Genomic DNA, 25,071 nt, shown 5'->3' on the forward strand with positions numbered 1-25,071 from the left:
GACAGGAAATAGACCGCACGTGTGTATCACGCGCATGCGCGTGCGGGAACCATCTGGCCGGTGTCGGCTGTACGCGTCTCTTCCAAAGACCGCCGGAGGCTCCCGGAGACCGCCGGTGTCCGGGCGGTCCGGCGGCTCAGCGCCCGGCGTGCGCCTCGGCGAGTCCCTTCGCGTCCCGGGCCAGCGCGGTGAGCCGGGATATCGCCCGGAAGTACTTCTTCCGGTACCCGCCGCCCAGCATCTCCTCGCTGAACAGCCGGTCGAACGGGACGCCGGAGGCCAGCACCGGCACCTCACGGTCGTAGAGCCGGTCCGCCAGCACCACCAGCCGCAGCGCGGTCGACTGGTCCGGCACCGGGCCGACCCCGGTCAGACACACGGTCTGTATGCCGTCGCACATGGCGCCGTAGCGGCTCGGGTGCACCTGGGAGAGGTGCTCCAGCAGGGAGGGGAAGTCGTCGAGCGAGGCACCGGGGGTGCCGTACGCCGCACGCGTCACCGTGTCGTCGGAGTGCGGGGCCGGGGCCTCGGGCAGCCCGCGGTGGCGGTAGTCCTCGCCATCGATGCGCAGGGGGTGGAAGTGGGCGGACAGCCCCTGGATCTCGCGCAGGAAGTCGGCGGCGGCGAACCGGCCCTCGCCCAGCTTGCCGGGGAGCGTGTTGGAGGTCGCGGCGAGCGCCACGCCCGCGTCGACCAGCTTGCCCAGCAGGGTGGAGACCAGCACGGTGTCGCCCGGGTCGTCCAGCTCGAACTCGTCTATGCACAGCAGCCGGTGGCCGCTCAGGGTCCGCACGGTCTGCTGGAAGCCGAGCGCCCCGACGAGGTTCGTCAGCTCCACGAAGGTGCCGAACGCCTTGTGCTCGGCGGCTGCCGGGGTGGCGTGCCACAGGGAGGCCAGCAGATGGGTCTTGCCGACGCCGTACCCGCCGTCCAGATACATCCCGCGCGGGCCGCTCGCGGCGGCGGGCCTGGCCTCCCGCCGGAACCAGTGCCGGCGGCGGCCGTCCTTGGCGCCCGCTCCGCCGTCGAGCCCCTCGGCGAAGCCGCTGAGCGTCTTGACGGCCTCGGCCTGGCTGGGCTGATCCCGGTCCGGGATGTAGTTGTCGAAGCTGACCGTGGCGAACCGGGGCGGCGGCACCATCTCGGCGACCAGGCGCTCGGCGGCGACCTGCGGAGCGCGGGCACTGAGGGCTACCGGGGCTTCGGCGGCTATCGGGCCTGCCGAGCCGGAAGGGCCGGAAGAGGTGCTTGGTGCAGACACGGAAGTCCAGGGTAGTCGCATTTCCAGGGCCGACCGACCGAGAGGGAGGCATGTCACACTGCGCCGTATGCGACGCCTGTTCCCGTTGTCCGCCGAACCGACCACCGGATCCGCCGCGCCACCCGGCGCCGAGGACCGCGAATGGGGGCTGGACGAGCTCGCCGACGCCTATGCCTACCCGGACCGGCCGCCGGGTCCCACGGGAGCCGTACTCCGGGCCAACATGGTCTCCTCGCTCGACGGCGCCGCCCATCACGACGGCCGCTCGCAGCCGCTGTCGTCCGCCGCCGATATGCGGATCTTCGGGGTGCTGCGCGGACTGGCCGACGCCGTGGTCGTCGGCGCCGAGACCGTACGCAGGGAGGGCTATCGCCCGGCGCGCGCCCGGGACGCGTTCGCCGAGCGGCGGGCGGCGCTCGGCCAGCCACCCGCGCCCGCCGTCGCCGTGGTCAGCGCCGGTCTGGACCTCGACTTCTCGCTGCCGCTGTTCACCGAGCCGGTGGTGCCCACCCTGGTGATCACCGGCGGAGGGGCGCCCGGGGAGCGGATCGCCGCCGCGCGCGCGGCCGGGGCCGAGGTGGTGCTCGCCGGGGACGCGGAGTCGGGCCTGGTGGACGCCACCGCGATGGTGACCGCCCTGGCCGAGCGCGGCCACACCCGGCTGCTGACGGAGGGCGGCCCGAAACTCCTGGGACTGTTTACCGCAGCCGGGGTACTCGATGAGCTGTGTCTGTCAGTGGCGCCCATGCTGGCCGCGGGGGATGCGGCGCGCATCGTCAACGGTTCCGCTCTGGTGGAACCGGAACGGTTCGCTCTCGCTTCGGTCCTGGAGGAAGCCGGTTTCCTTTTCACCCGCTACCGTCGGATTTACCAATAATGTTGCAGTAAGCGCATAAGCGACGAGATTCCTGGATTTCTGGATTCCGGTATTGGATCCGTGAATGGAGAAGGGCGCCTGCCGTGTTCACGAGCATTTTGATGATCGAGAAGCCCCTGACCCCTGCCGACGTGGAGTTCGTCACCACCCTGCACGGCGATGATCCGGTGTCCTTCATCGTGTTGATGCAGCCCCGGGGCAGCAAGGACCGGCTGCTGCGTGCCATCGACGACATCGCGCTGGGCGAGCTGGAGCAGGCCGCCCAGGAGGGGGAGGAGCCGGAGGGGAGCGAGGCGCTGGAGCCCGCCGAGCGCGCCCTCGCCCACTCGGTGGCGGCCCTGCGGAAGGCCGGCCGCGAGGCCAGGGGCCATGTTGTCCAGCGCCGCCCGCTGGAGGTGCTGCGCGGCGTCGTCGAGGAGACCGGCGCCGACGAGGTGATCGTGCTGACCGCCCCGCACTTCGTGGAGGAGTTCTTCCACCGGGACTGGGCCTCCCGGGCCCGCCACACCGTAGGCGTTCCGGTGCTCAAGCTGTTCTCCCACGCCGTCGACGAGGAGCAGCCGACGGGAGGCTGAGCCGGGCGGTCCCGGCCTTGCGCGGGGCCGGGCGGTCCGAGGTGCGAGAATCGGGCCGACAGCGAGAACACCGCGAACCAGGGAGACCCGTACATGGCACCGGCCGGCACCGCCTCCGACGCGCTGGATCGACCGCATTTCATCGGCATCGGCGGCGCCGGGATGTCGGGCGTCGCCAAGGTGCTCGCCCAGCGCGGCGCACAGGTCGCGGGCAGTGACACCAAGGACTCCCCGACCGTCGCCGCGCTGCGCGAGGCGGGCGCCACCGTGCATATCGGCCACGCCGCCGGGCACATCGCGTCCGACGCCACCAGCGTCGTGATCTCCAGCGCCATCCGCGCCGACAATCTGGAGCTGGTCACCGCCGTCGAGCGCGGCATCCCGGTGGTGCACCGCTCCGACGCGCTCGCCGCGCTCATGGAGGGCGCCCGGCCGATCGCGGTCGCGGGCACCCACGGCAAGACCACCACGACGTCGATGCTCGCCGTCTCCCTCGGCAGCCTCGGCCTCGACCCCACCTACGTCATCGGCGGCGACCTGGACGCGCCCGGCTCCAGCGCCCGCCACGGCGCCGGTGAGATCTTCGTCGCCGAGGCCGACGAGAGCGACCGCAGCTTCCACAAGTACGCCCCCGAGGTCGCCATCGTCCTCAACGTGGAGCTGGACCACCACGCCAACTACGCCTCGATGGACGAGATCTACGAGTCCTTCGAGACCTTCGTGGGCCGGATCCGGCCGGGCGGCGCGCTCGTCGTCTCCGCCGACCAGGACGGCGCCCGTGAGCTGACCGCCCGGGTGAAGGGCCGCGAGGGGCTGCGGGTCCTGACCTACGGCGAGGACGAGGGCGCGGACGTCCGGGTGCTCGCCATCGTCCAGCACGGTCTGACCAGCCAGGTCACCGTGCGGCTCGCCGAGGTCCTGGGCGGGCGGGAGATCACGTTCGCCGTCTCCGTCCCCGGCCGCCACTACGCGCTCAACGCGGTGGCCGCGCTCACCGCCGGTGCCGCCCTGGGCGTCCCCGCCGCCGAGCTCGCCCCCGCCATCGCCGCGTACACCGGCGTCAAGCGGCGGCTCCAGCTCAAGGGCACCGCGGCCGGAGTGCAGGTCATCGACTCCTACGCACACCACCCCACCGAGATCGCCGCCGACCTGGAGGCGATCCGCGGCGGCGCCGGTGCCGGGCGGGTCCTGGTGGTCTTCCAGCCGCACCTGTTCAGCCGCACCCAGGAGCTGGGTACCGAGATGGGCGAGGCCCTGACACTCGCCGACGCCTCCGTCGTCCTGGACATCTACCCGGCCCGCGAGGACCCGGTCCCGGGCATCACCAGCGCCCTGGTCATCGACGCCGCCGCGGGCCGGGGCGGCGAGGTGACCGCCGAGCACGACCGGGCCGCGGTGCCCGAACTGATCGCCGGAATGGCCAAGCCCGGTGACCTTGTTCTCACCATGGGCGCGGGCGATGTCACGGACCTCGGTCCGGAGATCCTCGCCCGTCTCCAGAGCCCCGAGAGCCAGAGCTGAGGAGGTCCGCCGATGGCGTACGAGATCGACAAGCCGGACGAGCAGTGGCGCGCGGAGCTGAGCCCGGAGGAATACCAAGTCCTGCGCGAGGCCGGTACCGAGCGTGCCTTCACCGGTGAGTACACCGACACCAAGACGACCGGCGTGTACTCCTGCCGGGCCTGCGGGGCCGAACTGTTCCGCTCCGACACCAAGTTCGAGAGCCACTGCGGCTGGCCGTCCTTCTACGACCCGGCGGACTCCTCCGCCGTCGAGCTGATCGAGGACCGCTCGGCCGGCATGGTCCGCATGGAGGTGCGCTGCAACCGGTGCGGCTCCCACCTGGGACACGTCTTCGCGGGTGAGGGCTATCCGACCCCGACCGACCAGCGGTACTGCATCAACTCCATCTCGCTGCGGCTGACGCCCCGGGAGAGCTGAGACCACCGGCCGGGTGCGCCCGGGCGACACCTACGGGTGCGTCCGGGCACGGCGAAAACGGGTGGCGCGAGCGGTGCGGCGCGGCCGACGATGGCCCAATGCTGAGCACTCTCTTCGCCTTCCTCGGCGCCTGCACACTGATCGCCGCCTCACCCGGCCCGAGCACCGTCCTGATCATCCGGCAGTCGCTCGCCAGCAGACGGGCGGGGCTGCTGACGGTCCTCGGCAATGAGACCGGGATCTTCATCTGGGGCCTGGTCGCCGCCTTCGGCCTCACCGGGCTGCTCGCCGCCTCCGAGGTGGCGTACAACGTCATGCGGATCACCGGTGCGGTGGTGCTGGTGGGCTTCGGCCTCCAGACGCTGCGCTCGGCCCGGCGAGAGGGGCGGGAGGCCAAGGAGCGGGCGGCCGGGGAGGAACGGGAGGCCGCGGAGGCGTTCGCCGCCCCGGCGCCGGGCGAACGCCACGACTCCGGATGGCGCTCCTACCGCGTGGGCCTGGTGGTCAACCTGGCCAACCCCAAGGCGGCCGTCTTCGCGCTCTCCTTCCTGCCGCAGTTCGTACCGTCCGGTGCGCCCGAGCTGCCCACGATGGTGGCGCTGGCCGCCGTATGGGCGGTCTACGAGGTCGGCTACTACTCGGTTTACGTCTGGTGCGTGGGCCGATTGAAGGGTCTGCTGAGCCGGGGGGCGGTGCGCCGGGGGATGGAGCGGGTCTCCGGCGGAGTCCTGGTGGCCCTGGGCGTACGCATGGCCATCGAGGGCTGAGACCGCGGCGTTTGAGGTCTTTGCGGCTTCGGGATCGGGCCGTCGTCACGGCCTGGGGGCCAGCTCGTCGCCACGGCTTCGGGGTCAGCCCGGCGCATGGCGCAGGACGGCGGCCGACTCGGGCGGCAACCGCAGTACGCCATCGGCGCCCGGGAGTTCGACGGGCCGCCAGGCGGCCACCACCTCGGTGACCTCGCCGGGCCCGGCTCCGAGCGGGATCCTGGCCGGGCGGTCCCGCGGATTGACGAGGACGTGGAGCGGGCCGCGCCGGAAGCCCAACCAGCCGTCCTCCGCCGCGACCGTCGGCCAGCCCGGATCGGTGAGGGCCGGTTCCGCGCGGCGCAGCGCGATCAGCCGCCGGTGCCAGTCGAGCAGTCCGGCATGCGGTGCGCGCTCCGGCTCCGACCAGTCGAGACAGGACCGCAGCCGGGTGGCCGGATCCTGTGGGTCGGGGATCTCCGCCTCGGCCCAGCCGTGCGCGGCGAACTCCCGGCGGCGGCCCCGCCGTACCGCCTCGGCCAGCTCCGGGTCCTGATGGTCGGTGAAGTACTGCCAGGGCGTACCGGCGCCCCACTCCTCGCCCATGAACAGCATCGGTGTGAACGGCGCGCACAGCACCAGGGCCGCCGCACAGGCCAGCAGACCGGGGGAGAGCCCGGCGGAGAGCCGGTCGCCGAGGGCGCGGTTGCCGATCTGGTCATGGGTCTGGGCATAGCCGAGCAGCCGGTGGGCGGGGGTGGTGAGCGTGTTCAGCGGACTGCCGTGCGCCCGGCCCCGGAAGGCCGAGTGGCCGCCGTCGTGGAAGAAGCCGCCCGTGAGCGTTTTGGCCAGGGCACCGGCGCCCGCGGCGGCGAAGTCGGCGTAGTAGCCCTGGCGCTCACCGGTGAGCAGGGTGTGCAGGGCGTGATGGAAGTCGTCGTTCCACTGCGCGTGCAGCCCATGGCCGCCGGACTCGCGCGGTGCGGTGGTGCGCGGATCGTTCAGATCGGACTCGCCGATGAGGAACAGCGGGCGGCCGGTCCGGGCGGCCAGCGCGTCCACGGCGGCGGACAGTTCGGCGAGGAAGTGCGGCTCCCGCGTGTCGTGCAGCGCGTGCACGGCGTCCAGCCGCAGCCCGTCGAGCCGGAAGTCGCGCAGCCAGGCGAGCGCGCTGCCGATGAAGTACGCGCGGACCTCGTCGGAACCGGGGGCGTCGAGGTTGACCGCGGCGCCCCAGGGGGTGTGGTGGGTGTCGGTGAAGTACGGGCCGTAGGCGGGGAGATGGTTACCGGAGGGGCCCAGATGGTTGTGGACCACGTCCAGGATCACACCGAGGCCATGGCCGTGGGCGGCGTCGACGAAGCGGGCCAGCCCCTGCGGCCCGCCGTACGGCTCGTGCACGGCCCAGGGGGCCACACCGTCGTACCCCCAGCCGTGGGTCCCGGGGAACGGGCAGACCGGCATCAGCTCCACATGGCTGATGCCCAACCCGGCCAGCCGCGGCAGCCGTTCGGCCGCCGCGTCGAAGGTGCCCTCGCGGGTGAAGGTGCCGATATGCAGCTCATAGAGGACGGCGCCGGGCAGCGGCCGCCCGGACCACTCCCGCTCCCAGGGGAAGCGGGAGTGGTCGACGACGGCGCTGAGGCCCTCGGGGCCGTCCGGCTGGCGGCGCGAGCGCGGATCGGGCAGCGGCGGGCCGCCGTCGAGCGTGAAGCCGTAGCGCGTCCCGTGCCCGGCCGCCGCCTCGGCCCGCCACCACCCCTCCCGGGCGGGGTCGCGCTCCATGGGACGCGTCACGTCCTCGACGGGACGCGCTACGCCCTCGACGGGACGCGTGACGTCCTCCCTATGGAGCCCGACCCGGCCGGCGTACGGCGCCCACACCTCGAACAGCACTGGCGTCTCCCATCTCGCGGCCGCTCACCTCGTGGTCTGGCCCGAGGCTCCCGACCATGCTGGGGGACGCGGTGCCGGGCGCGCAGCAGGACAACACCGGTCAACCGGCCGGACACACCGGCCGGGTCAGCCCGTCACACCAGGTTGATGACCTCCTGGGTGACCGGATAGCCCGCCCTGGCGAAGTGGGCGGCCATGGGCGCGTTGCCCTGGTCGGTCGCCGCGGCGATCGTGGTGGCGCCCCGTTCCACCAGGTCGTGGGTGCACTCCACCAACAGGTCGTACGCATAGCCGTGGCCGCGGTGCTCTTCGACGACGCCGATATAGCCGACGCAGGGACCGCTGGGATTGTGCGCGGGGACCTGTATGCCGACGACCTCCCCATCGGGCGTCACCGCCAGCCGCCACCACTCACGCGGCGAGGGACACCAGGCGAGAAACTCCATCAGCTCCCGGACCGCGGCCTCGGCACCGCCCTCGGCCATGGCCTTACGGTCATGCGCGTCGAGGCTGCCGGGCATGATCCGGCGCAGCACCTCGGCCATCGCCGCGTCGTCGGGCTCCGGCCGGAACTCCAGCCGCCCCGGGCGCTCCGGCAGTCCGTGGTCGGGCGTCCACTCATAGCGGAAGCGCTCTACCAGCGGGGTGAATCCGCCCGCCACGGCGGCGTCGACGCGGGCCTGCGCCGCGGTCCGCTCCTCGGGCCGGTCGCGCCAGCCGGGCGGGACCATCAGGGTGTACTCGGCGTGATGGGGTGCGGTGCGCAGCAGTTCGACGGCGGCCTCGTCCTCGCCGTCGGCGAAGTCGAACCAGTCCAGGGCGATGGGCTCGGTGGAGCCGGGCGCGCCCCACCAGGCGGCTCGGGCCACGACGCGCTCGTCGCGCAACGCCACCCACGTCCACTCGGGGCGGTACTCCCCGCCGTTGCCGACGGTGGCGTAGCTGCGGCCGAACCGGCCGCGGCCGACGAGCTCGGGGTCGTTCAGGGTGTGGAACAGATGTGCGTCGCTCTCGGTGAGCGCGCGGATGACCAGATCGGTCACGGAAATCCTTCCGGAGAAGCGATGCGCTCCCGGGTCGGATACCTGATCAGACGCGGATACGCCCTGCGAACGGGGGGCGGGAGCGCGGAATGGTCGTCATGGTGTCCATGGCTCTCGCCTCCTTCCTGATCAAGGGCGTGCCCGCACTCTAGAAGCCGTGGCGGGCCAGCGTCCACATATTTTCGCGCGGCCCTGTGGTGTGCGGCTGTGGTGTGTGCGGGTCAGGGGTCGAGGAGGCCCGCGTCATGGGTCAACAGGGCGATCTGGACGCGGTTGTTGAGGTCGAGCTTGGTCAGGACCCGCGACACATGGGTTTTGACGGTGGGGACGCTCAGGAACAGCGCGGCGGCGATCTCCGCGTTGGACTTGCCCTGGCCGACGGCGACCGCCACCTCCCGCTCCCGGTCGTTCAGCCGGGTCAGCCGCTCCTGTGCCCGGCCCCGGCGGGCATCCGCCCCGGCCCCCGCCACATGCTCGATGAGCTGCTGGGTCACGGCCGGGGAGAGCACCGGATCGCCCTCCGCGACCCGCAGTACGGCGGCCACCAGGTCGGCGGGCGGGGTGTCCTTGAGGACGAAGCCCGCCGCCCCGGCGCGCAGGGCACGCAGCACATGCTCATCCGCGTGGAAGGTGGTCAGGATGATGACCTCCGGGGGCTGTTGGCGCCGCCGCAGCTCCTCGGTGGCGGCCAGACCGTCCACGGTGGGCATCCGGATGTCCATCAGCACGACGTCCGGGGCGTACCTGTCCACCAGGGCGGCGACCTGCGAGCCGTCGGACGCCTCGGCCACGATCTCGATTCCGCGGGCGCCGCCCAGCATCAGCCGCAGCCCGGCACGGACGAGCGCGTCGTCGTCGACGAGCAAGACCCGGACCGCGCGGGCGGGGGCGGACCCGGGCCCGCGGCCCGCGGCGCCGGAGGGTGCGGGCGCGGTCGTGGAAGCCGGGGTGGGCGCGGGCGAGTCCGGCGCGGAAGCACTCATGCGGGCCACGGTAGCCATGCGTAGAGCCGGAAGTCGCCACCTTGCGACGGGCCGCTCTCCAGCCGCCCGCCGGTCAGCTCCGCACGCTCGGCGAGGCCGATGAGTCCCCGGCCCGCGCCGGGGATCGCCGAGGGAGCGGAGCCGGGGCCGGAAGCGGCAGGACGGAGGGCGGCGGGGGCGGAGGTGGTCACGGAGGTGGTCACGGGGGCGGCCGGCGCGGCCGTCGGCGCGTCGACTCCCCGCTCGCCGGCGGGCACGGGCGCACGCACCGCATCCGTACGGTCCACCGGTGGTGGGGCGGTGCGGTGCAGCGGATTGCGGATCTCCACGGTCAGCCCGGTGCCCCTCGCCCCCGCCGTCACCACCGTCACCTCGGCGTACGGGGCGTGCTTACGGGCGTTGGTCAGCCCCTCCTGGACGATGCGGTACGCCGTACGGCCCGTGGCGCCCGGCACCCCGTCCGCCCCCGCCGCACCACCGATCCCATCCCGCAGCGTGACCCGCATCCCGGCCTGCCGCGACTCCTCGACCAGCCGTGGCAGATCGGTGAGCGCGGGCTGCGGCCGGTCAGGCGGAGACGGGTCCCCGGGATCGCTGTCCGGGGCCCGCAGCACCCCGATCACCTCCCGCAGATCCTGGAGCGCCTGATGGGCGCTGCTGCGGATCACCCCGGCGGCGTGGGCGACTTCGTCGGGGGAGGCGTCCGGGCGGTACTCCAGCGCGCCCGCGTGCACGCTCAGCAGGGAGAGCCGGTGTGCCAGCACGTCGTGCATCTCCCGGGCGATCCGCTCACGGGTCAGCCGCTGGCTCCGCTCGGCGCGCAGCGCCGCCTCGGACTCCGCGCGCAGCGCGCGCTCGCGCAGCGATTCGAGCAACTGGCGGCGTGAGCGCACGAACATGCCCCAGCCGATGACCCCGCCGAACAGCACCGTGCTCAGCAGCACCGACTCGAGGTACCCCAGCTCCGGATCGGGGCGCAGGGCAGGACCGGTCAGCAGGTGTGCCACGGCTGCCGCGCCGACCAGCGCGAGAGTGCGCAGCGGGCGGTGGACGGCGACGGTGAACAGCGCCACCAGCAACGGCACCGCCACGTAGAACGAGACGGTGCCGACGGCCAGCAGCGTCAGCGCGAGACCCACCGGCCACCGGCGCCGCTGCCACAGCGCGAGGCAGGCCAGCGCACCGGCGCTCACGTCGGCCAACAGCACGCCGTCCGGCACCGACGGATCCTCGGCCACCGACGCGGAGGCGAGGAGCGAGAGGAACCCCGCCAGCACGATGACGCCGGGGTCGACGCACCAGTCGCGCCGGGTGCGGCGCGGCGGTCGCACGGTCGATGAACTGCTCATACCCACGAAGGTAGCGACGGCCGTGGACGGAGTCGCGGCCGTCAGCCGGGGAAGCGACCAAAGTCGGGCGGGCCGATACTTTCGGCCGATCCGCCGCCCCGGGTCCGCTGCCTAGCCTCGAAGCATGAAGAAGGTACTGGAGGGGGCGGGGTCGCTCCTCGTGTTCTGGGGCCTCGCCGGTCTGGTGCACGAGCTCGTGGGCTGGTTCCGGTTCTGGGGTGTGCTGGGCCGTCTGCCTTTCACCGACGGTCATGAGTGGATCGCGAGCGGGGTGATCCTGGTGCTCGGCGTCGTCCTCGTGATGGTCGCCGAGGGAATGGCCGGCCGCTCCCAGGGCCCGGAGATATCCGGGGCGGCGGGGGCCGGGGCCTCGGTCAGTGCTGGTGGAGACCGCGCCCGGCCAGAGTGAGGTAGGTCTCGCCGACGGCCTCGGAGAGGGTGGGGTGCGGGTGGATGTGCTGGGCCACATCGGCGGGTTCGGCGTCCCAGCCCACGATCAGCTGACTCTCCGCGATCATCTCCGAGACATGCGGGCCCACGAGATGAACGCCGAGGATCCGCCCGGCCGTTGCCGCCGGTGGCTCCGTGGATCCGGATGCGGATATCCGCTCGGCGACGACCTTCACCATGCCGCCCTGTCCGTGCACCATGCCCTTGGCCACGGCGGTCAGCGGCATGGTGTTGACCACCACCGCGTCGTCGCCCGCACGGGCCCGGGCGGCGGTCTCCGAGAGGCCGACGGAGGCGGTCTGCGGACTGGAGTAGGTCACGCGGGGCACGGCGTCGTAGTCCACGGGGCGCGGGGTGCGGCCCGCCAGGGTCTCGGCCACCAGCAGACCCTCCGCGAAAGAGGCATGGGCCAGTCCGAGAGAAGGGGGAGGCAGCAGATCACCGACGATATGGATGCCCGGCACCGCGGTCTCCAGGCGCGACCAGTCGGCCGGGGCGAGGAAACCGCGCTCGTCGGTGGTGAGTCCGGCGGCGGCGAGGTCCAGCCCATCGGTGACCGGTGCCCGGCCGACGGCCATGAGGAGCCGCTCGACGTCCAGCGTGTGCGCCTCGCCGCGGGAGGTGCGGACGGTGGCGTGCACCCCGGCCTCGTGGGGTTCGGCCGTCTCCAGCCGGGCGCCCGTCAGCACCTCGATACCGCGCCGCTTCAGCCCGCGGGTGAGATGGCGGCCGACATCGGCGTCCTCCAGGGGCAGCAGCCGGTCCGCCGCCTCGACCAGGGTGACCCGCGCGCCCATGGAGCGGTGCAGTGAGGCGTATTCGACGCCGATGGCGCCACCGCCCAGCACCAGGACGGAGGCGGGCAGACCGGGGGCGAAGAGGGCGTCATCGCTGGTGACGATGTGTCGGCCGTCCGGTGTCAGCCCCGGGAGGGTGCGCGGCCGGGAGCCGGTGGCCACCACGATGCCGCGGCGCGCGGTCCAGTCAACCGGCGCCCCCTGCGCGGCGGTCGCGGCGGTGACACGGACCGAGCGGGGGCCGGTCAGGGCGGCGGTGCCGCGCACCACCCGGACACCCGCCCGGGCGAGGGCGCCCGCCACCCCGCGGTGGTTGCGATCCACGATGTCATCGCGGGTCGCGGTCAGGGCGGACCAGTCCACCGCGTCCAGGGACGCCTTGACGCCCCAGCGCTCCCGAGCCTCCGCGATCCCGTCGACCAGTTCGGCGGCGTGCAGCATGGCCTTGCTGGGGATACAGCCGCGGTGCAGACAGGTGCCGCCGATCAGATCGCGTTCGGCGAGCACCACTTCCAGGCCCAGGGCGGCGGCGCGCAGTGCGGTGCTGTAGCCGCCGGTGCCGCCTCCGATGACGATGACGTCGGTCTCATCCATGGGCGTAACCCTCCGCCCGGGGTAGGCCATGAGTCCAAGGCATAGTTTTTATGAGAGCGATGGATTCTCTGCATGACACAGTCTGCGTGACACAGGGGGAGCGGATGAGTCTGCGACAGATGGAGTATCTGGTCACGGTGGTCGAGGAGGACTCCTTCACCGCCGCCGCCGAACTGCTGGGGGTCAGTCAGCCGACGCTGTCGCACCAGGTCAAGGCCCTGGAGGCGGAGGTCGGCGGAGCGCTGCTCGAGCGGCTGCCGCGCGGGGTGCGGCTGACGGCCATGGGACGCGCCTTTCTGCCCCATGCCGAGCGGGCGGTGCGCAGCGCCCGGCAGGCGCGGCGCGCGGCACGGGCCGCCTCCGGGTCCGAAGGTGGCGAACTGCACATCGCCACCCTGCACGCCCTCGCCGTCGGGGCCCTGCCCGAGGTCTTCGCCCACTGGCGGCGTGCACACCCGGGTGTGCGGCTGGTGGTGCGCGAGTACGCCACCGGCGAGGAGCTCTGCGAGCGGATGGAGCGCGGGGTCGCCGACCTCGCCGTCGGTCACCATCCGAAGGACTGGCCGGGTCCTGTTGTCCCCCTGGGCCGCGAGGAGATCGTGGTGGTCGTCCCGGACGGGGACCCGATGGCCGGGCGGGAGTCCATCCGGCTGGAGGAGCTGGCGGACCGCGACTGGGTGCGCTGTGCGCTGGAGCCGGTGGTCGACGGGCGCCGCTTTGTGGATCTGGCCTGTGAGCGGGCGGGGTTCGCCCCGCGCGACGGGGTCCACACCGAGCACTCCTCGACGGCCGTGCGGATGGCGTCCGCCGGTGCGGGCATCGTGATCACCCCCGCCCATGTCGCCGCCGGGCACGGCTGCGCGGTGGTGACCCTCGACCCTCCGTGGTCCCGCGAAGTGGTCGCGTTCTCGCGCGTGGCCCTGACGGGAGCGGCCGCCGCCTTCGTCGACCTCCTCGGCCGCACCGCCCGCCTGGGCCGGACGGAGGCGTCCGAGGGCGAGGCGTGGGGGCAGGGGTCGGTTGAGACCTCGGCCGAGGACGAGGCGGGGTCGGTGCGGACCATGGTGTAGAGCCCGGGCGGGCGCGCCGGATGAGGGGTGCGAAGCGCCGGGCGACGTCGGCCTCGGGGGCCGTGACCGATGTCGTCCACGGTGAGTTCGACGGCGGCGTCGCGCAAGGGGACGGTGGCGCACGCGGTGGTGTAAGGGGCCCGCCCGCACCGCGGTGGGGCCTCGGCCCGGGGGCCGACGCCGGTGGCCGGTCCCGTCGGCCGGACGGTCCTCTCGACACGCGGTCCGCCACGCCGTTACCGCCGCCCGCCCGGCGTCGTCTCCGCCTGGTAGGTGCCACGCCCCCACCCCGTCATGCGCGCATCAGCAGGGCCACCGGGAGGCGGGACAGGAGGTCGGCCAGTGGGCAGGGGCCGTCGATCGTGCGGCCGGTCAGCAGGTCGCGCCATGGGCCGGGCGGCAGGGGGAGGCGGGTGGGGCCCCAGCCGCCCGTCGTGGACAGGCGCCGTGACAGCCGGGTGACCACGGTGATCGCCCCGCCGGGCGCCCGGCGGGCGTCGTCCTCGGTCCCGCCGGGGGTGCGGGCGAAGGCGACGCAGTGGGCGGCGGCCGGGCCGTCCGCCCGCAGGGGGAGATAGCCGCTGTCCGCGCCGAACCACTCCGGACGCTCTCGGCGCAGCCGTAGGGCCGCCGAGGTCAGCAGCAGTTTCTCGGCGGACAGCCCGTCCGGCTCCCGCCCCGCGTCCAGGGCGGTCAGCGCCTCGGGGCGCGGTTCGGGCGGGCGGCGGTTGTCCGGGTCGACCAGGGCACGGTAGGCGTGCTCGGTGCCCATATAGAGGTCGGGGACGCCCGGCATGGTCAGCTGGACCAGCGCGGCGCCCAGCGCGATGGCCCGGGCCGGGGCGTCGAGTTCGGCGGTGATCTCCGCCCACACCGGCGACCCGGGGTCGCCCGGCCCGCCCGCCGACTCCAGGAGGGCGGCCACCGCCTCCTCGTAGGCCGCGTTCTGCTCCGTCCAGGTGGTGCGCAGCCCGGCCTCGCGTACGCCCTTGAGCACCGCCGGGACCAGCCGGGCGCCGTCCGCGTGGCCCAGGCCGAGCGCGGTCTGCCACACCGTCCACAGCCCGTGGGCGTCGGGGGCCGCCCGCTCGTCCGCCAGCTCGCGCGCCATCAGCCGCCCCCACCACTCCGGGGATTCGGTCAGCGCCGCGATCCGCGCCCGGACATCCGCGCTGCGCTTGGTGTCGTGCGTGGACAGCACCGTGCCCGTCGCGGGCCAGTCGCGCAGCAGCCGGGCGGCGAAGGCGTGGAACTCCTCCGCCGGGACGGCCGGGTGCCCCGGGGCGCCGCCCACCTCCGCCGCCGAGAGTAGCGGGGCGTAGCGGTAGAAGGCGGTGTCCTCGACGGACTTGGCACGCAGCGCCGCCGCGGTCTGCGCGAAACGCATACAGAAGTCCCGGTGGTGCGGGCCGTCGCCGAGCCTGCCCAGCGCCGCGTCCCGCACGGTGTCCACGGCCCGTGCCTCCTCGGCCACCGCGAAGGCGGACCGTGCGCCCCGCGCCGCCTCCTCCAGCAGCGCGGCGTCCCCGTCCGGCGCGGGCGTCCCGACGGTCACGTACGGACGGTAGACGGGCAGCCGCACCAGCAGTTCGCGTACGGCGGTGCGCAGCGCCCAGGGGGCGTGGTCGCGCAGCCGGGGCGAGGCGTCACAGATCCGCGAGGCGGTCCGCACCAGCCGGTCCACCTCGGCGGCCAGCTCCCGCGTCACCACCTCATGGGCGGCACGGCGCACCGTGGCGGCCCAGTCCCCGCCCTCGTCGGCCCCGGCCGCGGTGAGGTCCTGGTAGATCATGGTCAGCGCGGCCAGCCCGTCCGGGTCGAGGAAGAGCCCGTCGATATGGTGCAGCGCGTCGTAGCCGGTGGTCCCGGCCACCGGCCAGTCCACGGGGAGCCGTTCGCCCCGGGCGAGGATCTTCTCGACCACGGTCCACCGCCCGGCGTCCGCCGTCACGGCCCGCAGCTCCCGGTCCAGCCGCCGCAGATAACCGCCGGGGTCGGCGAGCCCGTCCGGGTGGTCCACCCGCAGCCCGTCGATCACCCCGTCCCGCACCAGCTCCAGTAGCTTGGCGTGGGTCGCCGCGAACACCTCCGGGTCCTCCACCCGCACCGCGATCAGCTCGGAGATGGTGAAGAAGCGCCGGTAGTTCAGCTCGGTACGGGCCAGCCGCCACCAGCCCAGCCGGTACCACTGGGCGTCCAGCAGCTCGGGCAGCCGGAGCCGGGCCGTGCCGGGCGCGAGGGGCAGGACGTGGTCGTGGTAGCGCAGCACCGCGTCGTCCCCGGTGCCCTCCACCGCCAGCCGCTTGAGCTCCTCGCCGAGCGGTCCGCCGAGCACCGGCAGCAGCACCTTGCCGCCGTGCTCCGCCCAGTCGATGTCGAACCAGCGTGCGTACGGTGAGGCGGGCCCCTCCCGCAGCACCTCCCACAGGGGCCGGTTGAGCCGCTCGGGCGCGGGCGCGGCCATGTGGTTGGGGACGATGTCCACGATCAGCCCGAGGCCGTGCGCCCGCGCCGTGCGGGCGAGCGCCCGCAGGCCCCGTTCGCCGCCCAGTTCGGCCCGGACCGCCGTATGGTCCACCACGTCATAGCCGTGGGTGGAGCCGGGCCGGGCCTCCAGGACGGGGGACAGATGCAGATGGGAGACGCCGAGCGAGGCCAGGTACGGTACGGCCCGCCGCGCCGCCTCGAAGGGGAAACCGGGCTGGAGCTGTAACCGGTAGGTGGCGGTGGGCGCCACGGGATCAGCCGTCATAGGAACGTATGTACCCAGACCGCGGGCCCCATGAGATACCCGGGCACCCATACGGGTGCGCGAGCCGCTCCGTCCAGCCCCCTCCGGTGCCCGCTACGCGGGGCGCTGGAGCACCATCAGGCTGCGGTCCACCAGCGTCAGCCGGTCGCCCGCCGCCACCTTCGCGCCGCTGCCCGGCTCCACCCCCTCCGGCTCCGCGGTGTCCACGATGACCTGCCACGACTTGCCGTGGTCGACCGGCACCGTGAACTCCAGGGGCTCGTGGTGCGCGTTGAACAGCAGCAGGAAGGAGTCATCGGTGATCCGCTCACCGCGCACCCCCGGCTCGGAGATCGCGTTCCCGTTGAGGAAGACGGTGAGCGACTTGGCGTGTGCCGCCTGCCAGTCGCGCTGCCGCATCTCCTCGCCCTCATGGGTGAACCAGGCGATGTCCGACAGCTCGTCATGGGTGCCCTCGACCGGCCGCCCGTGGAAGAACCGGCGGCGCCGGAAGACCGGGTGGTCACGGCGCAGCCATACCAGCGACCGGGTGAAGCGCAGCAGCTCCAGCGCCGAACGGTCCTCCTCGCCGCCGTCCTTGCCGGGGTTCGGCCAGGTCACCCAGGACACCTCGTTGTCCTGGCAGTACGCGTTGTTGTTGCCGCCCTGGCTGCGCGCGAACTCATCGCCGTGGCTGAGCATCGGCACGCCCTGGGAGAGCATCAGCGTGGCGATGAAGTTCCGCATCTGCCGCTGGCGCAGCGCCCGCACCTCGGGGTCGTCGGTCTCGCCCTCGACCCCGCAGTTCCAGGAGCGGTTGTAGCTCTCGCCGTCCTGGTTGGACTCCCCGTTGGCCTCGTTGTGCTTCTCGTCGTACGACACCAGGTCGCGCAGGGTGAAGCCGTCGTGGCAGGTGACGAAGTTGACCGAGGCCAGGGGGCGGCGGCCGTCGCCCTGGTAGAGGTCGGAGGAGCCGGTCAGCCGGGAGGCGAACTCCGCGAGGGTGCGTGACTCCCCGCGCCACAGGTCGCGCACGGTGTCCCGGAACTTCCCGTTCCATTCGGTCCACAGGGGCGGGAAGTTGCCCACCTGGTAGCCGCCCTCGCCGACGTCCCAGGGTTCCGCGATCAGCTTCACCTGGCTGACCACCGGGTCCTGCTGTACCAGGTCGAAGAACGACGACAGCCGGTCCACCTCGTGGAACTGACGGGCCAGGGTGGCCGCCAGATCGAAGCGGAAGCCGTCGACATGCATCTCCGTCACCCAGTAGCGCAGCGAGTCCATGATCAGCTGAAGCACATGCGGACTGCGCATCAGCAGGGAGTTCCCGGTGCCGGTGGTGTCCATGTAGTACCGCCGGTCGTCCGTCAGCCGGTAGTACGAGGCGTTGTCCAGCCCCCGGAAGGAGAGCGTCGGGCCCAGGTGGTTGCCCTCGGCCGTGTGGTTGTAGACCACGTCGAGGATGACCTCGATCCCCGCCTGGTGCAGCGCCCGCACCGCCGACTTGAACTCCAGGACCTGCTGGCCCCGGTCGCCCCAGGAGGCGTAGGCGTTGTGCGGGGCGAAGAAACCGATGGTGTTGTAGCCCCAGTAGTTGGCCAGCCCCTCGTCGACCAGCCGGTGGTCGTTGACGAACTGGTGCACGGGCATCAGTTCGAGCGTGGTGACGCCCAGCTCCGTCAGATGCTCGATGATCGCCGGGTGGGCCAGCGCCGCGTAGGTGCCCCGCAGCTCGTCCGGGAGGCGCGGATGGCGCATCGTCAGCCCCTTGACGTGGGCCTCGTAGATGACGGTGCGGTGGTAGTCGGTCCGCGGCGGCCGATCGTCGCCCCAGTCGAAGTAGGGATTGACCACCACCGAGGCCATAGTGTGCGGGGCGGAGTCGAGGTCATTGCGCTTGTCCGGCCGGTAGAAGTGGTAGCCGTAGACCTCCTCGCCCCAGTCGATCCGCCCGCTGACCGCCTTGGCGTAGGGGTCCAGCAGCAGTTTGGCGGAATTGCAGCGGTGGCCGAGCTCCGGCTCGTACGGGCCATGGGCCCGGAAGCCGTAGCGCTGCCCCGGCATGATCCCCGGCAGATAGGCATGGCGCACGAACGCGTCGGTCTCCCGCAGTTCGACCGCCGTCTCCGAGCCGTCGTCGTGCAGAAGGCACAGTTCGATCCGAACCGCTGCCTCGGAGTACACCGCGAAGTTGGTTCCGGCGCCGTCGTACGTGGCGCCCAGGGGGTAAGCCTGTCCCGGCCAGACCTGCATGTGTCGACTCTTCCACTTCTCCTCCGGGGGCCGCGAGCACCCGTGGCACCGGACGGAACCGGATCGGGAGGGAATCCTTTCCCAACTCGCGGGGTCTGACCGCAGTTTCGACGGAACTTCCTCATCTGGCAGGCAACCTACGGCCGGATTGGTTCGTCCTACCGGGTGAACTTCGCATACGCGATTTACCGCTATGCAGCTGGATATGTCGACAGGGGGATTTGGGGGAGGATGTGCGCACGATGATCCACCGGCACCTGGGCAAGGTGGTGGCCGGTGCGGCCGTGGCGGTCACGGCGGCCGCCGTGATAATCGGGGTGACGCTGCCGGGCAGCGCTTCCGGTGATGAGGGACCGGGTGGGGGAGGGCCGCAGGGTTCGGCGGCCGAGCAGGGCCAGGCGGCGCCGCGGCCCGGAGTGGTGGAGTCCGCGCCCGAGCAGGGCAAGAAGGGCACCGGACGGGATCCGCTCACCGACGACGAGATGAAACGCGCCCAGTCGCTCGCGCTCAGCCGCGACTTCCGGGCCGGGAGCGAGAACGTCAAGGGCAAGAAGGGCCCCGAGCACCTCTCGACCGACCTCGCCGAACTGGGGCCGGAAGAGGTCGGCGCGGCCGCTCCGCCCCGCCGCGCCGATGTCACGTACTACGACTACAAGGACAACACGTACGTGACCAAGACGGTCGACCTCGGCACGGGCAAGGTCGAGCACACCGACACCCAGCGGGGCGTCCAGCCGCCGCCCGCCCGCGGCGAGGCCGTGGAGGCCGCCCGCGTGCTGATCAACGACAAACTGGGCGCGGGTCTGAAGAAGGACTTCAAGGACGCCACCGGCAGGGAGCTGACCGGCCCCGGCCAGCTCACCGTGACCGGTTTCGTCTACCGCGCGGGTGTGGACAACGCGGGCCCGGCCGCCGTGAAGGACTGCGGTGAGCACCGCTGTGTGCGGCTGTTCACCCGGGTCGTCAACGGCCCCTGGATCGACACCCGCCAGCTGGTGATCGACCTGAGCGACCACTCCGTCGCCCGGCTGGGCTGACACCGCCCGGACGCCCGCCCACGCCCACTCATACGCTGAACCACACAGGAGTCCTCCATGCCCCAAAGAAGGCTCCGCCGCGCCCGCCTCAGGGTCGCGGCGGCAGTCGGCGCCACCACGCTGCTCGGCACCGTGGCGATCGCCGCGGGTCCCGCCCAGGCAGCCCCGAAGGCCCCGGCGAAGGCACCCGCGCCCGCCGCGAGCTGTAGCTCCGCCTACAAGGTCGAGCAGCAGCTGGACGGCGGCACCACCTGGCGGATGTGCTGGCACTACGAGAGCAAGGCCGGGCTGGTGCTCGACAACATCTCGTACCAGCCCAAGGGCGAGTCGGCCCCGATCAAGGTGCTGACCTCGGCCAAGCTGGGCCAGATCCATGTGCCGTATGACGACGGCAGCAATGAGTACGACGACCTCACCGGCCAGAGCTTCTCCCAGGGTCTGATGCAGCTGGACCCGGCCGAATGTCCCGGCGGCACCATCAAGACCGTCAAGGTGCCCGATGCCTGGGACCCCAGCCATCCGAATGTGAAGGGTCTGTGCGCCACCACCCGCGCCCGCGGTCACGCCTACCGCATGACGGGCGAGGACAACAAGGTCTACCAGCGGCAGGGCAAGGACCTGCTGCTCTACACCGTCAACCAGGTCGGCTGGTACGAGTACATCACCGAATGGCGGTTCGCCGGCGACGGCACCATGTCCATGCAGGTCGGCGCCACCGGCACGCTCTCCCCGATGGACTACGACGCGGGTGACGGCCGCGGCTGGCCGATCGGCAAGGGCGCCAAGGACTTCGCCACCAGCCACGCCCACAACGTCTTCTGGCGGCTGAACTTCGGCCTCGACGGCTCGCCCAAGAGCAAGATCGAGCAGTACGACTCCAAGACCACCGCCACCGCCGGTCAGATCCCCAAGACCAAGACCACCCGCACCCAGGTCGCCAAGGAACTCGCCGGGGACGCCGCGGAGGCGCGCTGGTGGCGTGTGGTGAGCACCGCGGGCAAGAACAAGGACGGCCACCCGCGCAGCTACGAGATCGTGCCCGGCCACACCACCAAGTACCAGGGCCGCAGCTACACCAAGCACGATGTGTACTTCACCGAGTACAACAAGTGTGAACAGTTCGCCAGCAACAATCTGCGCAACTGTGGCCGGGGCGCGGGCAAGTCCGTGGACAAGTGGGTCAACGGGCAGAGCCTCAAACACCCGGTCGTATGGGTCAACATCGGGTTCCACCACATCGCCCGTGACGAGGACCAGGAGCCGATGCCGCTGCACTGGCAGGGTTTCCAGCTCGCCCCGCGCGATGTGACCGCTATGAATCCGCTCACGCCTCCTGCACTCTCCGGTCACAACGGCCATACAGAAGAGCAAGGTTGACCGACAGGTCGATCGAGAGTGCTGCACCGCCTCCGCCCGCGCAGTAGTCTGCGGTGATCGTTGGACGGGGGCGGAAGGCGGTGCACAGGTGAGCTCGGGCGGGTTGGAGCTGCCCCCTGGTGACGGAGGTCCCGGGGGTGACGGCTCCACCGAAGCACCCCCCGGCGCGGTGTCCCTGGTGCGGCCGATGGAGATCGGGGCGGAACTGGACTGGGGCGCCGACGCCTGGGCCGAGGTGCGGACGCGAGCGCGCCGGGCCGGACGTGCCTATATCTGGCTGAATCTGGTGGAACAGCGACTGCGCGCGGTCGTCGGCGCCGTGCTCCGGCCCATCTACGAACCGGTCCACGGCGACGACTGGGTCATCGCCGCGGCGGGCCCCGCCGGACAGGAGTGGGTCCAGCGCGCCGTGGCGGTCCGGGAAGTGAGCCGCCGCAAGGGCTATCTCCTCGATCCCGCCGACGACAACGTGCTCAGCTTTCTCACCCTTCCGCAGCTGCGCGAGCTGCTGGTCCAGCACTGGCCGTGCTTCGAGCCCTACCTCGACGACCGGCGCGAGGTGGAACTCGCCCTGGACGAGCTGGAGGTCGCGCGTAACGTCGTCTCCCGCAACCGCGCCCTGTCCGAGACCGTCCTCGCCCAGGCCGAGCGCGCCTCGGCCCGGCTGCTGGAGATACTCGGCAGCGGCACCGGCACCCCCTCGGCGGACCGGCTGCCCATCGACGCCGTCGAGGATCTCGTCGGCGACCGCTACGCCGATGTGGTCGGCGTCCACTCCGACCGGGTGCGGCTCCAGCGGCAACTGCCCGCCGAGGATCTCTTCGGGGGCGCCCGCCGCCTGGACGCCGTGGGCATCGGACTCAACCTCCTGGTCCAGAACTACTCCGGCCGCCGTCTGGTGCGGCTTGCCGAATCCGGCTGCCGGGCGCGGCTGCTCTTCCTCAACCCCGCGAGCAGCGCGGTCCGCCGCCGCGAGCGCGAACTCGGCCTGAAGAAGGGCGAGATGAGCCGATCGGTGGAGATGAACATCCTCCATATGCGGCGGGTCCGGGCCCGGCTGCGCGACCCCGGCGCCTTCGAGATCCATGTCTTCGACGAGACCCCCCGCTTCACCGCCTACCTGGTGAACGGCGACGGCACCGATGGACTCGCGGTCGTCCAGAGCTATCTGCGCAACGCCCGCGGGATGGAGGCCCCGGTCCTGGTGCTGCGCGGCGGCGGCCGCGGCCGCGATGTGGTGCGCGCCGGGCAGCACACCGGCGCCGACGAAGGCGGCGGGCTCTTCGGCACCTACCGGGAGGAGTTCGAAGGCGTCTGGGCGGACTCCCGTCCGGTCTCCTGACCCGTCCCCGCGTCTCCCGCGTCCCCCACGTCTCCCGATCCACGTTGTCAGTGCCGCGTGGGAGGGTGAGGAACACCAAGCGGAAACCGGGGGAAACCGGGGGAATCATGCATAGGGAGGGCAGCCATGGGCTGGCACCGTGAGCTTCTGATCGGATTCGATCTGGAGACGACGGGCACCGATCCGGGCACGGCGCGGATCGTGACGGCGGCCGTGATCGAGGTGAAGGGCGGGGAGCCGATCGCGCGGCGGGAGTGGCTGGCCGACCCGGGCGTGCCCATTCCGGAAGGTGCCGTGGCGGTGCACGGGGTCACCGACGAGCGGGCGAAGGCCGAAGGCCGCCCCGCGGCGGAGGTGGTGGACGAGGTGGCGGACGCGCTGGTGGCCCACTGGCGCCGGGGTGCCCCGGTGGTCGCGTACAACGCGGCGTTCGATCTGAGTCTGCTGGCCGCCGAGTTGGGCCGGTACGGGCTGCGGCCGCTGAGCGAGCGGCTGGACGGGGCGGAGACCGGCCCGGTCGTCGATCCGTACACGATAGACCGCGCCGTCGACCGCTACCGCAAGGGCAAGCGGACGCTGGCGGCGGTCTGCGGGGAGTACGGGGTGGCGCATGAGCGGGCCCATGAGGCCGGGGCGGACGCGCTGGCGGCGGTCCGGGTGGCCTGCGCGGTGGCCGAGCGCCACCGCGAGGTGGCCGGGCTCGAGCTGTGGGATCTGCACCGCAAGCAGGTCGGCTGGTACGCCCACTGGGCCGCCGACTTCCAGTCCTGGCTGCGCCGCAAGGGCACGCCGGACGCGGTGGTGGACGGCAGCTGGCCGCTGCGCGAGGTGGGGGCGGCGGTGGCGTAGCGCCCCGGAGCGGGGGCGCCGGACGGCCGTCGGCCGGACGGGCGCTCCCCGCGCCGATGAGTTTCCCGGCTCCGGCCGGTCCGTAGAGGTAGAGGGATGAACGGACCGGAACGAGGAGGACCACCGTGACGCAAGAGAGCCAGATCGTCGACCTCGGCCCCGCGGCCCGGCGGATCACCGCACTGCTCGGCGGTGTCTCCGACGATCAGCTGACGGCGCGCACCCCCTGCGCCGAGTACTCGGTGGGGGATCTGCTGGACCACATGATGGGGCTGGCGCTCGCCTTCCAGGACTCGGCGCTGAAGAAGGGGCCCGCGGACCCGGAGCGGGCCGCCCCCGGCCAGGGGTCCGCGGCGCGGCTGGAGCCGGGCTGGCGGGAGGAGCTGCCGAGGCGGCTGGACGGTATGGCGGCCGCCTGGGCGGACCCGGCGGCCTGGCAGGGAGACGCGAGCGCCGGCGGGGTCACCATGCCCGCCGAGGTGATGGGTCTGGTGGCGCTGGACGAGCTGGTGATCCACGGCTGGGACCTGGCCCGCGCCACCGGTCAGCCCTTCGACTGCGATGAGCGCAGCGCCCAGGCCGTGATCGGACTCTTGTCGCAGTCCGCGCTCGAGGACCGTCCGAAGGAGCTGTTCGGGGCGGTCGTCCCGGTACCGGAGAGCGCCCCGCCGCTGGACCGCGCCCTCGGCCTCAGCGGCCGCGACCCCGCCTGGTCGGCCTGACCTCAGAGCGAGCCCCACGCCCCGGCGCCCCGCGCGCTGTCCGTACGCGGCCGGTGCCCCGCGCGCGGCTGCGCTACGCCGCCCCCGAGGCCGTACCGGCCAGGGCCGGTGCGTCGCCAGGGTGGGCAGGCGAGCCCGTACGTGGGCCGAGGTCCCACGCCGTAAGCCGCCCGGCGAGGGAGGGCATGGGGTCAGAAGGCGTGCCAGCGGACTGTTGGGTCGGCCTGTCGCAGGGAGGCGACCCGGCGGGCGAACTCGGTGCGCGCGGCCGGGTTGCCCGGGGCGTGCTGGGCCACCCACGCACAGCTCGCCGTCTCCCGGGCGCCCCGCAGCACCGCGCACCCCGGCCACTCGCGTACGTCCCAGCCGTAGGCCGCCGTGAAGTCGTCGTAGGCGGCCGGGTCGAGGCCGTAGCGGTCCCGGGTCAGGGCCATCACCACGAGGTCGTGCTCGCGCAGATCCGAGGAGAACGTCTCCAGGTCGACGAGGACCGGGCCGTCGGGGCCGATGTGCACATTGCGCGGCAGCGCGTCCCCGTGGATCGGCCCGGGGGCCAGCCGCGGTGTCAGCTCGGCGGCCGCGGCCGCGAAGTCGTCCCGGCGGGCCCGCAGATACGCCGCGTCCGCCGGGTCGATCGCGTCCCCGGCAAGCTTCAGCCACCGCTCCACCCCGCCCAGCAGCTCCCGCCGCGGCAGCTCGAGCGACAGCTCCGCGGGCGGCTCCGGCAGGGCGTGCACCAGATGCAGCAGCGCGGCCAGATCGCGGGGCCCGGCGGGCCGTACCGGCTCGGGGAGTTGCTGCCAGTACGTCACCAGACGGCCGGAGAACGGAAGCGGCTGCTCCGAGCCGTAGCGCCGGTCCGGCCGTACCGCGGGCAGCCCCTCCCGCGCGAGCCAGTCGGCCACCTTGAGCTCCCGGGCCGCCCGGTCCCACACCTCCAGGTCCCGACTGACCCGCACCACCAGCGACAGGCCGTCCACGGCGAAGACCGCGTTCTCCCCGAAGGCCAGCAGCCGCGCACCGACCGTCCCGTCCCGGTACGGCGGCAGCGCCGCCCCCAGCACGGCCCGCGCCCGCTCCTCCGTGAACGCCACGTCCACCACGCCGTATCCCCTTCGCCTCCCATGAGCCACTGACCCACGCCTCATCATGCACCCTCCGCCCGTTCGGTGATCATC

21 protein-coding genes are annotated in these 25,071 nt (G+C 72.7%); 12 read left to right on the forward strand and 9 right to left on the reverse strand.

Annotated elements, in window-relative coordinates; all coding sequences use genetic code 11:
• Window positions 1-136 precede the first annotated feature (136 nt).
• Window positions 137-1,261, reverse strand: coding sequence for a cell division protein ZapE (zapE, locus tag AB0C66_RS23940; protein ID WP_362442099.1), 1,125 nt, complete (start codon window positions 1,259-1,261; stop codon window positions 137-139).
• A 67-nt stretch (window positions 1,262-1,328) separates the two neighbouring features.
• Between zapE and AB0C66_RS23945 the strand changes: the two genes are divergently transcribed.
• From AB0C66_RS23945 to AB0C66_RS23965, 5 genes are all read left to right on the forward strand, one after another.
• Window positions 1,329-2,138 carry a pyrimidine reductase family protein gene (locus AB0C66_RS23945; RefSeq protein WP_362442102.1) on the forward strand — a complete coding sequence of 270 codons (810 nt, stop codon included), beginning with the start codon at window positions 1,329-1,331 and terminating at the stop codon, window positions 2,136-2,138.
• Window positions 2,139-2,239: 101 nt separating this feature from the next.
• The gene (locus tag AB0C66_RS23950; protein WP_362442105.1) at window positions 2,240-2,713 is read left to right on the forward strand and encodes an indole-3-glycerol phosphate synthase; all 474 of its coding nucleotides are present in this window, start codon (window positions 2,240-2,242) and stop codon (window positions 2,711-2,713) included.
• Window positions 2,714-2,806: 93 nt separating this feature from the next.
• The gene (murC, locus tag AB0C66_RS23955; RefSeq protein ID WP_362442108.1) at window positions 2,807-4,234 is read left to right on the forward strand and encodes a UDP-N-acetylmuramate--L-alanine ligase; all 1,428 of its coding nucleotides are present in this window, start codon (window positions 2,807-2,809) and stop codon (window positions 4,232-4,234) included.
• A 12-nt stretch (window positions 4,235-4,246) separates the two neighbouring features.
• Window positions 4,247-4,654 (forward strand): peptide-methionine (R)-S-oxide reductase MsrB, encoded by a 408-nt coding sequence (msrB, locus tag AB0C66_RS23960; RefSeq protein ID WP_362442111.1) that lies wholly within the window; start codon window positions 4,247-4,249, stop codon window positions 4,652-4,654.
• A gap of 98 nt (window positions 4,655-4,752) precedes the next feature.
• Window positions 4,753-5,421 (forward strand): LysE family translocator, encoded by a 669-nt coding sequence (locus AB0C66_RS23965; protein WP_362442114.1) that lies wholly within the window; start codon window positions 4,753-4,755, stop codon window positions 5,419-5,421.
• Window positions 5,422-5,505: 84 nt separating this feature from the next.
• Here AB0C66_RS23965 and treZ read toward each other — a convergent pair whose 3' ends face one another.
• The 4 genes from treZ to AB0C66_RS23985 form a co-directional block, all read right to left on the reverse strand.
• The gene (gene treZ / locus AB0C66_RS23970) at window positions 5,506-7,296 is read right to left on the reverse strand and encodes a malto-oligosyltrehalose trehalohydrolase (RefSeq protein ID WP_362442117.1); all 1,791 of its coding nucleotides are present in this window, start codon (window positions 7,294-7,296) and stop codon (window positions 5,506-5,508) included.
• 134 nt (window positions 7,297-7,430) lie between these two features.
• Window positions 7,431-8,339, reverse strand: coding sequence for a GNAT family N-acetyltransferase (locus AB0C66_RS23975; RefSeq protein ID WP_362442120.1), 909 nt, complete (start codon window positions 8,337-8,339; stop codon window positions 7,431-7,433).
• Window positions 8,340-8,560: 221 nt separating this feature from the next.
• Window positions 8,561-9,322 carry a response regulator transcription factor gene (locus AB0C66_RS23980; protein WP_362442122.1) on the reverse strand — a complete coding sequence of 254 codons (762 nt, stop codon included), beginning with the start codon at window positions 9,320-9,322 and terminating at the stop codon, window positions 8,561-8,563.
• Window positions 9,319-10,671 (reverse strand): histidine kinase, encoded by a 1,353-nt coding sequence (locus AB0C66_RS23985; RefSeq protein WP_362442125.1) that lies wholly within the window; start codon window positions 10,669-10,671, stop codon window positions 9,319-9,321. The genes AB0C66_RS23980 and AB0C66_RS23985 overlap by 4 nt, the downstream gene beginning before the upstream one ends.
• Before the next feature lie 124 nt (window positions 10,672-10,795).
• Here AB0C66_RS23985 and AB0C66_RS23990 point away from each other — a divergent pair, with 124 nt between their 5' ends.
• Window positions 10,796-11,080 (forward strand): hypothetical protein, encoded by a 285-nt coding sequence (locus AB0C66_RS23990; RefSeq protein WP_362442128.1) that lies wholly within the window; start codon window positions 10,796-10,798, stop codon window positions 11,078-11,080.
• Here AB0C66_RS23990 and AB0C66_RS23995 read toward each other — a convergent pair.
• Window positions 11,046-12,512, reverse strand: a complete 1,467-nt coding sequence (locus tag AB0C66_RS23995) for an FAD-dependent oxidoreductase (RefSeq protein WP_362442131.1) — start codon at window positions 12,510-12,512, stop codon at window positions 11,046-11,048. The genes AB0C66_RS23990 and AB0C66_RS23995 overlap by 35 nt on opposite strands.
• 104 nt (window positions 12,513-12,616) lie before the next feature.
• On the opposite strand from AB0C66_RS23995, the gene AB0C66_RS24000 reads away from it, so the two are divergent.
• Complete coding sequence (locus AB0C66_RS24000) at window positions 12,617-13,582, forward strand: LysR family transcriptional regulator (protein WP_362442134.1); 966 nt, start codon at window positions 12,617-12,619, stop codon at window positions 13,580-13,582.
• A gap of 292 nt (window positions 13,583-13,874) precedes the next feature.
• Here AB0C66_RS24000 and treY read toward each other — a convergent pair whose 3' ends face one another.
• Both treY and glgX read right to left on the reverse strand, forming a co-directional pair.
• Window positions 13,875-16,334 carry a malto-oligosyltrehalose synthase gene (gene treY / locus AB0C66_RS24005; RefSeq protein WP_362442137.1) on the reverse strand — a complete coding sequence of 820 codons (2,460 nt, stop codon included), beginning with the start codon at window positions 16,332-16,334 and terminating at the stop codon, window positions 13,875-13,877.
• Window positions 16,335-16,427: 93 nt separating this feature from the next.
• Complete coding sequence (gene glgX, locus AB0C66_RS24010; RefSeq protein WP_362442141.1) at window positions 16,428-18,566, reverse strand: glycogen debranching protein GlgX; 2,139 nt, start codon at window positions 18,564-18,566, stop codon at window positions 16,428-16,430.
• 242 nt (window positions 18,567-18,808) lie between these two features.
• Between glgX and AB0C66_RS24015 the strand changes: the two genes are divergently transcribed.
• The 5 genes from AB0C66_RS24015 (at window position 18,809) to AB0C66_RS24035 (ending at window position 23,893) form a co-directional block, all read left to right on the forward strand.
• Window positions 18,809-19,603 (forward strand): Tat pathway signal sequence domain protein, encoded by a 795-nt coding sequence (locus tag AB0C66_RS24015; RefSeq protein WP_362442144.1) that lies wholly within the window; start codon window positions 18,809-18,811, stop codon window positions 19,601-19,603.
• 57 nt (window positions 19,604-19,660) lie between these two features.
• Window positions 19,661-20,980 carry a copper amine oxidase gene (locus tag AB0C66_RS24020; protein ID WP_362442147.1) on the forward strand — a complete coding sequence of 440 codons (1,320 nt, stop codon included), beginning with the start codon at window positions 19,661-19,663 and terminating at the stop codon, window positions 20,978-20,980.
• A gap of 88 nt (window positions 20,981-21,068) precedes the next feature.
• Window positions 21,069-22,322: an SAV2148 family HEPN domain-containing protein gene (locus tag AB0C66_RS24025; protein WP_362442150.1), complete on the forward strand. Its 1,254-nt coding sequence runs from the start codon at window positions 21,069-21,071 to the stop codon at window positions 22,320-22,322.
• A gap of 126 nt (window positions 22,323-22,448) precedes the next feature.
• Window positions 22,449-23,171 carry a 3'-5' exonuclease gene (locus AB0C66_RS24030; RefSeq protein ID WP_362442153.1) on the forward strand — a complete coding sequence of 241 codons (723 nt, stop codon included), beginning with the start codon at window positions 22,449-22,451 and terminating at the stop codon, window positions 23,169-23,171.
• Between the two features lie 125 nt (window positions 23,172-23,296).
• Window positions 23,297-23,893 carry a TIGR03086 family metal-binding protein gene (locus AB0C66_RS24035; protein WP_362442156.1) on the forward strand — a complete coding sequence of 199 codons (597 nt, stop codon included), beginning with the start codon at window positions 23,297-23,299 and terminating at the stop codon, window positions 23,891-23,893.
• A 191-nt stretch (window positions 23,894-24,084) separates the two neighbouring features.
• On the opposite strand, the gene AB0C66_RS24040 is transcribed toward AB0C66_RS24035, so the two are convergent.
• The gene (locus AB0C66_RS24040) at window positions 24,085-24,996 is read right to left on the reverse strand and encodes an aminoglycoside phosphotransferase family protein (protein ID WP_362442159.1); all 912 of its coding nucleotides are present in this window, start codon (window positions 24,994-24,996) and stop codon (window positions 24,085-24,087) included.
• Between the last annotated feature and the right edge of the window lie 75 nt (window positions 24,997-25,071).

Origin of the sequence: Streptomyces sp. NPDC048636 (assembly GCF_040650655.1) — a bacterium.
Taxonomy (GTDB): Bacteria; Actinomycetota; Actinomycetes; order Streptomycetales; family Streptomycetaceae; genus Streptomyces.

What these genes read in the sequence shown, in the direction of transcription:
- treY (WP_362442137.1), bottom strand. Translation starts at nt 16,334, where the DNA reads ATGACGGCTGATCCCGTGGCGCCCACCGCCACCTACCGGTTACAGCTC.
- AB0C66_RS24000 (WP_362442134.1), top strand. Translation starts at nt 12,617, where the DNA reads ATGAGTCTGCGACAGATGGAGTATCTGGTCACGGTGGTCGAGGAGGAC.
- AB0C66_RS23980 (WP_362442122.1), bottom strand. Translation starts at nt 9,322, where the DNA reads ATGAGTGCTTCCGCGCCGGACTCGCCCGCGCCCACCCCGGCTTCCACG.
- AB0C66_RS23945 (WP_362442102.1), top strand. Translation starts at nt 1,329, where the DNA reads ATGCGACGCCTGTTCCCGTTGTCCGCCGAACCGACCACCGGATCCGCC.
- AB0C66_RS24015 (WP_362442144.1), top strand. Translation starts at nt 18,809, where the DNA reads ATGATCCACCGGCACCTGGGCAAGGTGGTGGCCGGTGCGGCCGTGGCG.
- AB0C66_RS23985 (WP_362442125.1), bottom strand. Translation starts at nt 10,671, where the DNA reads ATGAGCAGTTCATCGACCGTGCGACCGCCGCGCCGCACCCGGCGCGAC.
- msrB (WP_362442111.1), top strand. Translation starts at nt 4,247, where the DNA reads ATGGCGTACGAGATCGACAAGCCGGACGAGCAGTGGCGCGCGGAGCTG.
- AB0C66_RS24030 (WP_362442153.1), top strand. Translation starts at nt 22,449, where the DNA reads ATGGGCTGGCACCGTGAGCTTCTGATCGGATTCGATCTGGAGACGACG.
- AB0C66_RS23990 (WP_362442128.1), top strand. Translation starts at nt 10,796, where the DNA reads ATGAAGAAGGTACTGGAGGGGGCGGGGTCGCTCCTCGTGTTCTGGGGC.
- glgX (WP_362442141.1), bottom strand. Translation starts at nt 18,566, where the DNA reads ATGCAGGTCTGGCCGGGACAGGCTTACCCCCTGGGCGCCACGTACGAC.
- AB0C66_RS23965 (WP_362442114.1), top strand. Translation starts at nt 4,753, where the DNA reads ATGCTGAGCACTCTCTTCGCCTTCCTCGGCGCCTGCACACTGATCGCC.
- AB0C66_RS24020 (WP_362442147.1), top strand. Translation starts at nt 19,661, where the DNA reads ATGCCCCAAAGAAGGCTCCGCCGCGCCCGCCTCAGGGTCGCGGCGGCA.
- AB0C66_RS23950 (WP_362442105.1), top strand. Translation starts at nt 2,240, where the DNA reads ATGATCGAGAAGCCCCTGACCCCTGCCGACGTGGAGTTCGTCACCACC.
- murC (WP_362442108.1), top strand. Translation starts at nt 2,807, where the DNA reads ATGGCACCGGCCGGCACCGCCTCCGACGCGCTGGATCGACCGCATTTC.
- AB0C66_RS23995 (WP_362442131.1), bottom strand. Translation starts at nt 12,512, where the DNA reads ATGGATGAGACCGACGTCATCGTCATCGGAGGCGGCACCGGCGGCTAC.